Raw genomic sequence first — 12,922 nt, forward strand, 5'->3', positions numbered from 1 at the left:
CCGCGCAGGTCTACGCCTGCGCGGTGAGCTCCTCGCCGATGGACCTGGCCCACCCGCGGACCTCGTCCCAGTCCCGGTAGTCGCCTTCCTGGACGCGCAGGGCGAGCACGACCGAGCGTTCTCCCAGCCGGAGCTGGCTCTTGTCGACCCGACCGGCGAACACCTTGTGCTCGCTCGCCCCGGTCAACCGGATCTGCTCGTCGACGTCGATCTCGTTGTCGGCGGGCTTGAGCGGCTCGCCGACGGGTCCGGTCGAGAAGAGCCACACCGGTCGACCCTCGATGCGGGTGCTGATGTCCTGGGCGAAGACCGAGGCAGCCATCATCCACTTGCCGAAGTACACGGCACTGCCCATGACGATCGCCTCGGAGTCGTCGAGGTCGAGGATGCTCGCTGTCGCCATGTCATGGAGCCGGGGCTCGTGCCCCTGGGACGTGAGCTCGGCAGCGATCATCTCGCCGATCTCCTGCGTCGAGCCGTGCTTGCTCGCGACCGCCACGCTGACCTTCATGGTTCCTCCTCCTGGGGCGACACTCCGGTGAGTCGCTCCTCCCAGGATCGACCGTCGCAACGTCCACGAACCGGGACCAAAGGCCCGGGCGCGACGATGCCCGTGATGGTTCCCTAGCGCGCGAGGACCCCGCCGCTCTCGCGCAGGTAGCAGGCCGCGCACAGCGACTCATAGCTCACCTGCGCGCCGTCGATCGCGACCTGGGCGCCGTCGAAGACGAACACCCCGTCCACCGAGCGGGCGTTGAACACCGCCTTGCGTCCGCAGCGGCAGATCGTCTTGAGCTCTTCGAGGCTGTGGGCGATCTCGAGCAGGCGCCGGCTTCCGGGGAAGGCGGCCGTGAGGAAGTCGGTCCGGATGCCGTAGCAGATCACCGGGATCGCATCGAGGGTCGCCACCCGCAGCAGGTCGTTGACCTGCTGCGCGGACAGGAACTGCGACTCGTCGATGAGCACACAGCTCACGTCGCGGCCGGTCCGGGTCTGGATCGCGTCGCGCTGCCCCTGGATGAGCAGGTAGACGTCGTCCTGCCCGCCGATGACGACGTCGACCCCGCGGTCGACGCCGAGCCGGGAGTGGATCGCCCGTCCCGCCTTCGTGTCGATCCCAGGCTTCGCGAGGAGCACCTGGTGCCCACGCTCCTCGTAGTTGTGGGCGGCCTGCAGCAGAGCCGTGCTCTTGCCGCTGTTCATCGCCCCGTACCGGAAATACAGCTTTGCCATGGGTCCATTGTCCTTGACCGAGAGGGTGGGCCCGTCACAACCGCGGACGTGGCGCGTTGAGGTCGTAGCGCACCCCGACCATCCGGATCCCGAAGCAGACCCCGGCGGCGACCACCGTCCACGGCAGCAGCCGCAGGTCGGCGGAGACGACGATCGCGGTGAGGGCGGACGCCACGAGGGCGGGCACGAGGTAGAGCCCGCTGTGCAAGATCGCCGGGATCTCCCGCAGCAGCACGTCGCGCAGCGTGCCACCGCCCACGGCGGTCACCCCGCCGATGATGATCGACTGCGTCACTCCGAGCCCGAACTCGAAGCCCTTGAGCGTCCCGGTGACGGCGAAGAGGCCCAGGCCAGCGGCGTCGAGCACGTTGATCGGGCGGGCGAGGCGGTCCAGGCGCTTGCTCAGCGCGAAAGCGATGAGCCCGCCGAGCGCGGCGGTGCCGAGGTAGCGCCAGTCGAGGAAGGTCACCGGGGGCAGGTCGTCGAGCAGGATGTCGCGGAGGAAGCCGCCGCCCAGGGCGGTGAGCATGCCGAGGGTGATGATGCCCACGATGTCGAGGTGGGCGGTGCGGATGGCGGTCATCGCCCCGTTGATCGCGAAGGCCAGGACACCGGTGAGCTCGAGGGCGAGGAGCACGGTCGTGGCGGGCGGCATGGCCTAGGTCTACCGGAGTGCGATCCAGATGAGCAACTGGGTGATGAGGAAGCCGCTGACGATGTTGAGCCAGAGGAACCGGCGCCAGCCGGCGTTGGAGCTCTCGCAGTCAGCGTCGGCGAGGGAGCGGTAGCCGGCGATGTTCACCAGGTAGGCGAGCGGGACCACCCCCGCGAGCGCGCCCGGCCAGCCTGCGCCGAGCATGAGCAGCGCGGCCGCGAGGTAGCAGGCCATCGCGAACCGCACGGTCCGGGCCGCACCGAACACCGTGGCGATCGAGGCGATCCCGCCCGCGCGGTCGGCGACGATGTCCTGGACGGCGCCGAAGGCCTGGGAGGCCACTCCCCACAGGAAGAACGCCGCCAGGGTGAACCAGACCGTCGCACTCGGGCTCGCCCCCGCGTAGGCCAGCCCGACGACGGCCGGGCTGACGAAGTGGGTGCTCGACGTGAGGGAGTCGAGGACCGGGCGCTCCTTGAACCGCAGCCCGGGCGCCGAGTACGCGACCACCGCGGCGATGCTCACGGCCAGCGACACCAGGCACGCGACCGGGTTGACGTCGGTCGAGGCGAGCGCGACGACGACGGCGAAGACGAGGAAGGGCACGGTGCTCAGGACGGCCGACCACAGGGTCAGCCGGTGCAGGCCTCGGTCGAGCACGATCCCCTCGACCCCGCCCTTGCGCGGGTTGCGCAGGTCCGACTCGTAGTCGAAGACGTCGTTGATGCCGTACATGAGGAGGTTGTAGGGCACGAGGAAGAACACCGTCAGGACGACGAAGGTCACCCCGATCTGCCCGCCGCTCATGAGGTAGGCGGCTGCGAAAGGATAGGCGGTGTTGATCCAGCTGATCGGCCGCGACGAGGCGATGACCGAGCGGACGGCGCTGGACGGGAGGGTCTGAGTCATGGCTGCATTCTTCCGTCCTGCGGACGGCCCTGCTGGCGCGCGCCCAGCCACGCCCACACCGCGGGCAGCAGGAGCGCGGCGGCGAGCGGCCAGGCGAGGTCTTCGACCGGCGCGAGCCACACCGTCACCCCGGTGAGCTTCTCCTCGTCGAAGCGGAAGAGGTCGGCGGCGATCATGATCGAGTCGAAGACGATCGTCAGCACCGTGAGCACGACCCACGCGAGGGCGACCTGGAGCCACCACCGCGCGCCCGCCCGGGCGCGGACGGCGAGGATCCCCGCGATGATCGCGACGACGCCCAGCATGATGAGGTTGAGCTGGCCGTAGCTCATGAGACCGTCTCCCGGTCTGCGGGGCGCACGGCGTCGAGCACGCGGCCGGCCAGGCCGACGAGCACCATCGTCAGGTGGCACAGGAAGGTGATGAACACGAGCTCCTCGAGCGGGAAGTCCGGGGCCAGCTCGATCCCGGTCATCCCCGCGCTCTCCCCGCGCTCGAAGGACCCGGTGAGGATGCCGGCGGCGTCCCACACGAGGAAGAGCCCGATACCGGCGGCCATGACGATCGCCGCGCGCCGGCGGTCAGCCCACCAGAACACCCGCCACCGGTGGTCGACGGCGAGCATCGCGGCGAAGGACGCCAGCAGCGCACCGAGGTATGCCCATCCCGTCACAGCGGCTCCGCCAGCGGAGTGGTCGTCGTGTCCGAGCGCAGCCGCTTGACCACGAGCTCGGCGCTGATCAGGCACATGGGCAGGCCGATCCCCGGGATCGTGCTGCTGCCGGCGTAGAGCAGCCCGCTCACCCGCTTCGAGGCGTTGCGCCCGCGCAGGAAGGCGCTCTGGCGCCAGGTGTGCGCGGGACCGAGCGCTCCCCCGGACCAGGCGTTGACGTCGGCGACGAAGTCGCCCGGGCCCACGGTGCGGCGCACGAGGATGCGGTCGGCGAGGTCGGGGATCCCGGCCCAGTCGGCGATCTGCGCGATCGCGGCGTCGGCGACCTTCTCGACCGTGGGGTCACCTGAGCGGTCGGTGCCCCCGCGCCCGATCGAGGGGTCCGCGGGCACCGGGACGAGGACGAAGAGGTTCTCCGACCCGGCGGGCGCGACGCTCGGGTCGGTCTGGGACGGCTTGCAGACGTAGATCGACGCTGGATCGGGTACGTGGGGGGCGTCGCCGAAGATCGCGTCGAAGTTCGTCTGCCAGTCGGTCGTGAAGAAGAGCGAGTGGTGAGCGAGCTCGGGCAGGGTCCCCTCGACCCCCAGCTCGACCAGGACCGCGCCAGGGCCGGGGTTGCGGGTGTCCCACCAGCGCTGCGGGTAGGTCTGGAGCGCCTCGGGCAGCAGCGTGGTCTCGGTGTGGTGCAGGTCGGCCGCGGAGACGACGACGTCTGCCTCGATCACCCGGTCCGGCCCGTCCCCGGTCCGCGCGACGACGCCGCGCACTGCGGCGCGCGGGCGGCGCCCCCGGCGCGGCCCGGCAGCGGGTCCTGTCCGGATCTGGGTGACGGTGGTGTCGGTGTGGATCCTCACCCCTTCGGCCCGGGCGAGACGCTCGATCGCGGCGATGATCGTGGTGAAGCCGCCCTGGGGGTAGAGCACGCCGTCGGCCAGGTCGAGGTGGCTCATGAGGTGGTACATGCTCGGTGCGCGGTCCGGGGAGGACCCGAGGAACACCGCCGGGTAGCCGAGCACCTGGCGCAGCGTGGGGTGGGTGAAGGACCGGGCGACGAAGCGGTCGAGCGGGCGCACCAGGAACGAGACGAGCTTCCCGGCGTTGCGCAGCACGTCCGCCCGCAGCAGGGTGGTCATCGACTGGAAGGAGGAGTACAGGAAGCGTTCGGTGGCGAGGTCGTAGGTGGTCCGGGCGGAGGCGAGATAGGTGCGCAGCCGCTCCCCCGCGCCCGGCTCGACGCCGTCGAAGATCGCGATGTTTCTCTCGAGGTCCGCGGCGATGTCGAGCGGGTCGCCACCGCCCTCGACGAACACCCGGTATCCGGGGTCGAGGAGGGTGAGGTCGAGCTCGGCGTCGGCGCTCGTGCCCAGGAGGCGGAAGAAGTGGTCGAAGACCTCCGGCATGAGGTACCACGAGGGGCCGGTGTCGAAGCGGAAGCCGTCGCGCTCCCAGGACCCCGCCCGCCCACCGAGGGCGGAGTTCTTCTCGATGAGGTCGACCTGGTGACCTTCCCGCCCCAGCAGCGCGGCCGTCGCGAGACCGGCGATGCCTCCTCCGATGACCACGACCCGGCTCACGGCCGTCCTCCGGTGGCGAGGGAGCGGGCCAGCACGCGCACCTTGACCGGGCCGGGGACACGCACCCGGGTCCGGCGCAGCTGCTCCGCGGGGGTGTCGGCGATCCGCCGGGTGAGCTCGGTGAAGAGCCCGTGGGCGGCAGCGACGGCGGCCCTGCTGTTCGAGGGCAGCGCGGCGAGCGCGTCCCCGGCCGCGACGAGGTCCGCGCGGATGTCGGCGACGAGCAGGTCACGGTCGCCGTCGGTGAGGCGGGTCGGGTCGATCCCGGGGAAGTAGCTGCGCCCCAGGCCATCGTGGTCGGCGCCGAGGTCGCGCAGGAAGTTGATCTTCTGGAAGGCCGCGCCCAGGCGACGGGCGCCGGGGGCGAGCGCGTCGTAGTCGGTGCGCCCGGCGGCCCCGAGGAAGACCTGCAGGCAGGCCAGCCCCACGACCTCGGCCGAGCCGTAGATGTAGGTGGCGAGGGAGGCGGGTGTGTGGGTCACAGTCGTCAGGTCCATCCGCATCGAGGTGAAGAAGGCCGTCAGGAGCTCCGGTCGCAGCTGGAAACGTCGTGCGGTGAGCGCGTAGGCGTGCACCACGAGGTTGGTGCTGTACCCCTCGGCCACCGCCTGGACGGTCTCCCGCTCGAGCTCGTCGAGCAGCACGAGGCCGCGGGCGGGGTCGTGGGCGCTCACCGGGCCGTCGACGATCTCGTCCGCGAGCCGGACGAGGGCGTAGATGTTGCGCACGTGGGCGCGGACCGGTCGCCCGAGCATGCGGCACGACCACCCGAAGGACGTCGAGTAGCCGCGGATCACCGCGGCAGCGCTCGCCTGGGAGACCGCGTCGTAGCGGGCGTCGCTGATCAGGGCACTCATGCGGACCTCCAGGGGAGCGAACGGGTCATCGACTCGAGCCATCCGACGGCGCCCGGTGGCAGGGACAGGTCGGCGGCGAGACGGCGCGCCGAGGCGAGCTGCTCCTCCGCGAGATCTTCGATGAACGCCCGTGACCCGGAGGCCTCGAGCGCCGCCCCGACCTCGTGCAGCTGGTCGTGGGTGAGGCCGGTTGTGCCGAGGTGGCGCTCGACGAGCGGCCACTGCTCGGTTCCGCGGGCGTGGGCGACCAGCGGGGTGACCTTGCCCTCCCGGAGGTCGGTGAGCACGCTCTTCCCGGTGACGTCCTCGTCCCCGAAGATGCCGTCCAGGTCGTCGTGCAGCTGGAAGGCGACACCGACGAGACGCCCGAGGTGGCCCAGTCCCGCGATCGTGCGACGGTCCGCCCCGGCCAGCAGGGCACCCGCCTGGAGGGGGAGCTCGAAGGAGTACACGGCGGTCTTGTTCGCCGCCATGGTGACCACCTCGGTCAGGGTCGCTGCGGCCGGGCCGAGGGAGTACCGGACGTCAGAGAGCTCACCGGCAGCGGTCGCGTAGATCGCGTGGTCGAAGAGGGCCAGCAGGTCCTCACGCACGCTCGGGCCGGCGGTGCTGGAGGCGACCAGGCGGAGGGCCCCGGTGAGCGCGAGGTCACCGGCGAGGATCCCGGCGGCCGCGCCGAGGGTCGCCGCCTGGGTCTCGCCCCCGTCAGCCGAGCGGACGCTCTGGGCGAAGGTTCCTGAGACGTTGAGCCGCCCCCGGCGCACGTCGTCGTGGTCGATCACGTCGTCGTGCACGACGAAGGCGGTGTGCAGGAGCTCGACCGCCGCCGCCAGGGTGCAGGCCAGGCGCTCGTCGGCGCCGCCGAGGTGGCGGTAGATCCCGGTGAGCAGCGCGGGACGGAACCGCTTGCCTCCCTGGGAGGCCCGGTGCAGGCTCTGCCAGAGCTCGGCGTAGTCCTCGCCGTAGGCGGCTGACCGCTCGAGCGAGGCGCGGAAGAAGTCGTCGAGCACGGCGTCGACCGTGGTGGGCGCGGGGACAGCGGGCGCGGGGACCTGCGCGGCTGGTCGGTCGGTGTGCTCGGGCAGGTCCAGACGCCCGCGGCCCAGGAGGTGGTCGAGCGTGTGCATCGGTCGGGTCTGGCTGCTCATGACACGCCTCCCGTGAGGTCGATCCGGCTGAGCTGCCCGAGCTGGAGCACCATCCACGGACTGAAGGCCCACGGGGTCGCGGTGATGGACCGCCCGAGGTCTTCCATCGAGACCCAGGCCATGTCCATGACCTCGTCAGGGTTGGGCACGGGGTCCTGGTCGGTCGTGGCCAGGAGCACGGGGCAGATCTCGTTCTCGACGATGCCGGAGGCGTCGACGGCGCGGTAGCGGAAGTCCGGGAGGGCCATCTCGACGCCGTCGACCGTGAGGCCGAGCTCGTGCTGGGCGTGCCGCGCGACGGCGTCGGGCAAGGACTCCCCGCTGCGGGGGTGCCCGCAGAAGGAGTTGGTCCACACGCCGGGCCAGGTGCGCTTGGCGAGCGCCCGACGGGTGACGAGGACCTCCCCGCCCCCGCGGATGAGGTAGCAGGAGAAGGCGAGGTGCAGGGGTGTGGTCGTCGAGTGCACGGTCGCCCGCGGTGCGGTGCCGATCGGGGTGCCGGCCTCGTCGAGGAGCACGACGTGGTCGGGGTGGCCACCGACCACGGGGACGGTCGGGTGCGGGGTCAGGAGCGGGCCGCTCGTGGGTGGCATCGGGTGACCTCCTGTCTGCTGGATCGGTGGGTGTCGTGGCCAGAGCTTGATATTGCTAGTTTGGCTAGTTACTAGTCAAGGTAGCATATGGGTGTGGACACCCCCTCTCGAAGCAACGAGCACGAGAACTACTGGTACGCCGACAATGACTCAGTAGTCGCCATCTTGCACGCGCTCAGACGATTCCGCCGCAGCGACCAGGACATGCGGCGGCGGATGAGCGCCGACATGGACATGAACGAGTCCGACATGCAGGCGCTGCAGATCGTCATCGCCGCTGAGCCGCGCCACCGGCTGGTAACCCCTCGCGACCTCAGCGCCGGGCTCGGCATCTCGACCGCTTCGACGACCAAGCTGCTCGACCGGCTCACCGCCTCAGGCCACCTGGAACGCCACCCACACCCCACCGATCGGCGGGCGCTCGTGATCACCGCGACGCCCCATGCCCACGACGAGATCCGGGACCGGCTCGAGCGCATGCACGCCGCCATGCGGGAGATCGCCGCGGCGGTCCCCGCGAGCTCACGCCAGGACGTCGCCGACTTCCTCGTCCGGATGTCGGAGCACCTCGACTCCGAGGGCATCAATGCGCTGACGCCGCGATCCTAGACCGGACCGGTGCCCATCGTGTTGTGACCGAACCCCTGGAGGAACCGCGGTCCCTGGCCGGCCAGCTCGACGGCGTAGTCCGCGGCCCAGGTGCTGTAGGGGTTCTGCGAGAGCGACTCGTTGGAGAACCGGCGGTCCTCGGTCACCTCGGTGACGCAGAAGCTCGGGATGGTCAGGTCGGTCACCGGACCGCCCCGCTCACACTCGGCGATGACCAGCGGCCGGTTGCTCCCACCGAAGACGTCGACGACCCAGCCGTCGCCGTCGAGCCACATCGCGTAGCGGTTCTTGATGATGCGCTGACCACCGAGGCGGATCATGTCGAGGCCGACACTCACGTCGATCTCCCGCTCCGCCTCGTAGCGGGTGCCACCGTTCATGGGGCCCTTGATCGTCACCGCGCAGAACTCGAACTCCGAGGCATAGTCGGACATGATCGTCAGCTCGTCCTCGGTCCCGTCGAGGGGCAGCAGGACCGAGCTCGACTGCACCCGCAGGCGCATGGCGTACCCCTGGGCCGCGAGGTAGTAGCTCTGGATGATGAGCATCGGGTCGGGCTCGGTGAGCGCCGCCGGGGGGAGGTCGTCGACGAAGAAGCGACGCTCGAACTCGAAGTCACCGTACCCGCAGTCACTCACTGTCCATCGTCCCTTCGGGTCGCCGGTCGCTGCTGCCTGCAACCTACCATTTTCCGCGGTTGCGACGGTGGGCGCAAGGGCTGTGGACCGGCGCGCTGCTGGTCACAGCATGACCCACATGAGTGCGCACAGGGTGAGCCCGGCGACCGGCACCCACCAGCGCAGCGCGATAGTTGACCAGCCCGGTGCAGGCCGGACCGGCGCGGCGGTCAGCGGCACGACGATGGCGTCGTCGTCCGAGGTCGAGGTGATGACCGACGGCAGCACGAGCATCACGGCACCGGCTGCGGCGGCTACCCCGGCGGGCAGGGTCAGGGCGACGACCGAGGCTGCCGGGCCGGCCGCAAGGGCGACGCCCATGAAGGCCGCGAAGAGCACTGCGCCGAGCAGGCCCACGATCACGATCGAGCGCTGGGCGACGAAGCGCATCACCCTGTCGGCATGGGTGACCAGCAGGACGAGGAGCACGGTGAGCACGAGCACCATGACCACTTCGACCCCGGTGAACGTCACCTGCCGGCCGTCGCGCAGCGCGAGGGTGGACTCGAGCAGGAGCATGAGGCCGATCGCCTGTGCGAGCGTCCGCAGGACGAGCCGACGACTCTCCTTCCCGCTGAGAGCCTGCGCTCCGTCATCCGCGACCACGACCGACCGCGCGTAGGCGACCGGATCGCCGAACGCCTCCTCGACTCCCGCGCCCGCATCCTGGCAGTGCGACTCCACCAGGGCCAGCTCGTCGCCGATCTGCCTGCCGTCCGCACCCCGCAGGCGCAGCTCGATGATGAAGGCGTCCCGCCACTTCTTCGTGGTGCTGGATGTGGTCATGAGGGGCTCTCTTCCGGGTCGGTGTGGGGTGGGGCGGCGTGGGAGGTGATGAAGGACCGGGTCACGGTCGTGAAGGCGGACCACTGGGCGGACTGTCGGGCGAGCTCGGCGGTCCCGGCCGGGGTCAGCGCGAAGTACTTCCGTCCCGGTCCCCCGTCACCGGCCCGCCATTCGACGGTTACCAGCCCGGCTTCCTCGAACCGGCCGAGCAGGGGGTAGAGCGTCCCGCCCTTGATGGTGCCGAGCCCGCCGTCGGCGAGCGCCGCGGCGATCGCGTACCCGTAGGTGGGCCCCGCCTCGAGGATGCCGAGCACGCACACCCCCAGCACCCCGCGCAGCCACTCACCCGGCCAGACCTGTTCGCTCATGTCCCGTTGACCCATAGCTAGACAGTACGGCTAACTAGACAGACTGTCTACCTACTGGAGCTCAGAAACCGCGCCCACGTGCGCACACGCCCTCTCCCCCCGACACTGGTGTGATGATCTCCCACGACCTCGCCCGTTCACTCGCCCTCTCCGGGCTCCACTGGCACCCCGCTGCCGGGGACCAGTTCTCCATCCAGGCCGAGGAGCTCGAGACCGTGGTCTTCACCGTCAGCGACCTGACGATCGAGGTGCACCAGTACACCGACGAGACGATCCTGCGGTTCAACGGCACGACCGAGTGGGCGCTCGACTCGGTGAGCATCGACCAGACGCTGTGGCTGCCGTCCGAGGAGCAGCTGCGCTCCCTCCTCGGGCGCACCTTCCGCTCGCTGAGCACGGTCCATCCCGGCGGTGCGACCGACGGCCGGGAGCACGGGGGCGCCCAGCACACCGTCGTGATCCTCCTCGGCGACCAGGTCCTGGAGTTCACCGACACCGAGCCCACGAACGCCTATGCCCGGGCCCTGCTGGCACTCATCACCGCATCCGCCGAGGTCTGAGCAGCCCGACCCCACCGGACCCGGGGGCGTCGTAGGGTTCGGGGATGACCACTCTCTCTGCCGACGCCGCCATCTGGTCCGGCGACCCTCGCTCCGACCAGCCCCTGCTCCTGCTCATGCACGGCTACGGCTCGCACGAGGCGGACCTCCTGGGCCTCGTCCCGCACCTGCCCACCGAGCTGGCCACCGTCTCGGTCCGGGCCCCGCTGCCGGCCGGCATGGGCTACGCCTGGGTGCCGATCGCCGACCCCGGCCGCCCCGACCCGGCCGCCACCCAGGACGCCGCCGACGCCGTCCTGGCCTGGCTCGACGACGCCGTTCCCGCCGAGACCCCGGTCGCCCTGCTCGGGTTCTCCCAGGGCGGCCTCATGGTCACCCACCTGCTGCGCAGCCGGCCCGGGCGCTTCTTCGCCGGCGTCGTGCTCTCCGGCTTCATCGCGGACACCGTCCTGGCCGGCGACGAGACGCTCGCGGCGCTGGCACCGCCGGTGTTCTTCGGCCGCGGGGACCGCGACCCGGTCATCGCGGACTCCGCCTTCGCCCGCACGAGCGCCTGGCTCCCCCGGCACACCACGACGACGGAGGTCGTCTACCCGGGCCTGGCCCACGGCATCACCGGTGAGGAGCTCGAGGACGTGGCCGCGTTCCTGCGGGCGAACCTGCCGGCCTGAGACCGCTGGTGGCGTGGCGTGGCGCGACTCAGCCGAGCAGCACCACCGTCACCACCGCGAGCAGGGGCAGCACGCCCTGGACCGCCGCGGCCCGCACCATCGCCACGTTCCTGGTGATGAGCACGAGGGCCGCGGCGGCCATGCATGCCGTCGCAAACACCATGATGGCGGCTCCCCAGGTCTGCGCCGTGCCGCTCGCGGCGAGACCGACGACCGCCCCGCCGATCGCTCCGGCCGCCAGGAAGAGGTTGTACCAGCCCTGGTTGTAGGCCAGCTCCCGGGTGGCCAGGGCCTCAGCCTCGGACCCGACGCCGAAGGTCGCCCGGGTGCGCTCCGACGTCCAGGTCACGCTCTCCATGACGAAGATGTAGACGTGGATCAGGCCCGCGAGGATCGCGAGGACGGCGGCGACGACGGGGACGGTCTCGACCATGGGGTGCCTCTCAGGGTGGACAAGCAGGGTGGACAAGCAGGGTGGACGTGCAGGGTGGGCAAGCAGGGTGGGCAAGCAGGGTGGGCAAGCAGGGTGGACGGGCGTCAGACGAAGTCGGCGACGTACGCGTCGATCTCCTCGAGGTAGGCGGCCTTGTCCTCGTCCGAGATCCAGGAGGCCTCGAAGGAGTTCTTCGCCAGCGCGACGACCTCTGCGCTGGACAGTCCCGCGTGCTCCGCGAGCACCACGTAGTTCGCCGCGACGTAGCCGCCGAAGTACGCCGGGTCGTCGGAGTTGACCGTGACCTTGACCCCGGCGCGCAGCAGCGCCGCGATCTCGGCCGACTTCGTGTCGGAGGTGATGACGCCGTTGGAGAGCGGGCAGCAGGTCAGTCCGAGCCCGCGGGCGCGGACCAGCTCGACGAGCGCGGGGTTCTCCACGATGTTCGTCCCGTGGTCGATCCGGTCCACGCCGATGTCCTCGATCACCTGGCGGATGTTCTCGATGCTGCCCACCTGGTCGATGTCGCAGTGCATCGTCAGGAGGTAGCCGAGCTCACGGGCGCGGGCGAACACCGCGGCGAACTTCGCCGGCGGGTTGTCGCGCTCGTCGGAGTCGAGCCCCACCCCGAGGATGAGGTCCTGGAACGGCACCGAGGCCTCGAGCGTGGCCGCGGCGCTCTCGGCGGAATGGTCACGCAGGAAGCACAGGATGAGGTCGGCGTCGACTCCGAAGTCCGCCGCCTCGACGGCCGCCCGGTGGTACCCGCCCACGACGTCGGCGAAAGGGACCCCGCGCACGGTGTGCGCCTGCGGGTCGAAGAACATCTCGACGTGCCGGACACCGTCGGCCGCGGCGCGCAGCAGGTAGGCGTGGGCGAGGTCGTAGAAGTCCTGCTCGGTGACCAGGACGTCCATCGCCGGGTAGTACACGGCGAGGAAGCTCGCGAGAGAGTCGAACTGGTGGCTCGCCTCGACCTCGCCGAGGCTCGACTGCGCGATGGTGATCCCGTTGCGCTGGGCGAGCGCAAGCTTGAGGTCGGGCTCGAGGGTGCCCTCGAGGTGCAGGTGGAGCTCGGCCTTGGGGAGGCCGGTGATGAACTCGCGGGTGGGCGAGGAAGGCAGTGCCACGGTCAGACACCTTTCGGTCGGGAGGCTCCAATCTAGCCCGGGG

General features: G+C 70.7%; 18 protein-coding genes. 3 read left to right on the forward strand and 15 right to left on the reverse strand.

The genetic code is table 11. The features are described from left to right. Positions 1-10: 10 nt before the first annotated feature. The 10 genes from ACWA15_RS12515 to idi form a co-directional block, all read right to left on the reverse strand. A complete protein-coding gene (locus ACWA15_RS12515; RefSeq protein WP_464055639.1) occupies positions 11-511 on the reverse strand; it encodes a flavodoxin domain-containing protein in 501 nt (166 codons plus the stop codon). A 113-nt stretch (positions 512-624) separates the two neighbouring features. Then, on the reverse strand, positions 625-1,233 hold the full coding sequence (locus tag ACWA15_RS12520) for a thymidine kinase (RefSeq protein ID WP_464055641.1): 609 nt from the start codon (positions 1,231-1,233) through the stop codon (positions 625-627). A gap of 34 nt (positions 1,234-1,267) precedes the next feature. Further along, the gene (locus ACWA15_RS12525; protein WP_464055642.1) at positions 1,268-1,888 is read right to left on the reverse strand and encodes a trimeric intracellular cation channel family protein; all 621 of its coding nucleotides are present in this window, start codon (positions 1,886-1,888) and stop codon (positions 1,268-1,270) included. A gap of 9 nt (positions 1,889-1,897) precedes the next feature. Continuing rightward, positions 1,898-2,797 carry a prenyltransferase gene (locus ACWA15_RS12530; RefSeq protein ID WP_464055643.1) on the reverse strand — a complete coding sequence of 300 codons (900 nt, stop codon included), beginning with the start codon at positions 2,795-2,797 and terminating at the stop codon, positions 1,898-1,900. After that, complete coding sequence (locus tag ACWA15_RS12535) at positions 2,794-3,129, reverse strand: lycopene cyclase domain-containing protein (RefSeq protein ID WP_464055644.1); 336 nt, start codon at positions 3,127-3,129, stop codon at positions 2,794-2,796. Before ACWA15_RS12535 ends, ACWA15_RS12530 begins: the two co-directional genes overlap by 4 nt. Further along, positions 3,126-3,470 (reverse strand): lycopene cyclase domain-containing protein, encoded by a 345-nt coding sequence (locus tag ACWA15_RS12540; protein WP_464055645.1) that lies wholly within the window; start codon positions 3,468-3,470, stop codon positions 3,126-3,128. The genes ACWA15_RS12535 and ACWA15_RS12540 overlap by 4 nt, the downstream gene beginning before the upstream one ends. Next, on the reverse strand, positions 3,467-5,047 hold the full coding sequence (gene crtI / locus ACWA15_RS12545) for a phytoene desaturase family protein (protein ID WP_464055646.1): 1,581 nt from the start codon (positions 5,045-5,047) through the stop codon (positions 3,467-3,469). Before crtI ends, ACWA15_RS12540 begins: the two co-directional genes overlap by 4 nt. Next, the gene (locus ACWA15_RS12550) at positions 5,044-5,904 is read right to left on the reverse strand and encodes a phytoene/squalene synthase family protein (protein ID WP_464055647.1); all 861 of its coding nucleotides are present in this window, start codon (positions 5,902-5,904) and stop codon (positions 5,044-5,046) included. The genes crtI and ACWA15_RS12550 overlap by 4 nt, the downstream gene beginning before the upstream one ends. Then, the gene (locus tag ACWA15_RS12555; RefSeq protein ID WP_464055648.1) at positions 5,901-7,052 is read right to left on the reverse strand and encodes a polyprenyl synthetase family protein; all 1,152 of its coding nucleotides are present in this window, start codon (positions 7,050-7,052) and stop codon (positions 5,901-5,903) included. The genes ACWA15_RS12550 and ACWA15_RS12555 overlap by 4 nt, the downstream gene beginning before the upstream one ends. Next, on the reverse strand, positions 7,049-7,645 hold the full coding sequence (gene idi / locus ACWA15_RS12560; protein WP_464055650.1) for an isopentenyl-diphosphate Delta-isomerase: 597 nt from the start codon (positions 7,643-7,645) through the stop codon (positions 7,049-7,051). The genes ACWA15_RS12555 and idi overlap by 4 nt, the downstream gene beginning before the upstream one ends. A gap of 87 nt (positions 7,646-7,732) precedes the next feature. Between idi and ACWA15_RS12565 the strand changes: the two genes are divergently transcribed. Further along, a complete protein-coding gene (locus tag ACWA15_RS12565) occupies positions 7,733-8,254 on the forward strand; it encodes a MarR family winged helix-turn-helix transcriptional regulator (protein ID WP_464055651.1) in 522 nt (173 codons plus the stop codon). Here ACWA15_RS12565 and ACWA15_RS12570 read toward each other — a convergent pair. From ACWA15_RS12570 to ACWA15_RS12580, 3 genes are all read right to left on the reverse strand, one after another. Further along, a complete protein-coding gene (locus ACWA15_RS12570; protein ID WP_464059496.1) occupies positions 8,251-8,892 on the reverse strand; it encodes a CYTH domain-containing protein in 642 nt (213 codons plus the stop codon). The genes ACWA15_RS12565 and ACWA15_RS12570 overlap by 4 nt on opposite strands. Before the next feature lie 102 nt (positions 8,893-8,994). Continuing rightward, positions 8,995-9,717 (reverse strand): hypothetical protein, encoded by a 723-nt coding sequence (locus ACWA15_RS12575; protein ID WP_464055652.1) that lies wholly within the window; start codon positions 9,715-9,717, stop codon positions 8,995-8,997. After that, positions 9,714-10,085, reverse strand: coding sequence for a PadR family transcriptional regulator (locus tag ACWA15_RS12580; protein ID WP_464055653.1), 372 nt, complete (start codon positions 10,083-10,085; stop codon positions 9,714-9,716). Before ACWA15_RS12580 ends, ACWA15_RS12575 begins: the two co-directional genes overlap by 4 nt. Before the next feature lie 113 nt (positions 10,086-10,198). Here ACWA15_RS12580 and ACWA15_RS12585 point away from each other — a divergent pair, with 113 nt between their 5' ends. Further along, positions 10,199-10,645 carry a pilus assembly protein CpaE gene (locus ACWA15_RS12585; protein ID WP_464055655.1) on the forward strand — a complete coding sequence of 149 codons (447 nt, stop codon included), beginning with the start codon at positions 10,199-10,201 and terminating at the stop codon, positions 10,643-10,645. A gap of 44 nt (positions 10,646-10,689) precedes the next feature. Beyond that, positions 10,690-11,316 (forward strand): alpha/beta hydrolase, encoded by a 627-nt coding sequence (locus ACWA15_RS12590; protein WP_464055656.1) that lies wholly within the window; start codon positions 10,690-10,692, stop codon positions 11,314-11,316. Between the two features lie 28 nt (positions 11,317-11,344). Here ACWA15_RS12590 and ACWA15_RS12595 read toward each other — a convergent pair whose 3' ends face one another. Both ACWA15_RS12595 and add read right to left on the reverse strand, forming a co-directional pair. Continuing rightward, a complete protein-coding gene (locus ACWA15_RS12595; RefSeq protein ID WP_464055658.1) occupies positions 11,345-11,749 on the reverse strand; it encodes a DUF1304 domain-containing protein in 405 nt (134 codons plus the stop codon). Between the two features lie 104 nt (positions 11,750-11,853). Next, entirely contained in the window at positions 11,854-12,879 is a 1,026-nt protein-coding gene (gene add / locus ACWA15_RS12600; RefSeq protein ID WP_464055660.1) for an adenosine deaminase, read from the reverse strand. Between the last annotated feature and the right edge of the window lie 43 nt (positions 12,880-12,922).

It is taken from the genome of Sanguibacter sp. TS_SC_8, assembly GCF_055361235.1.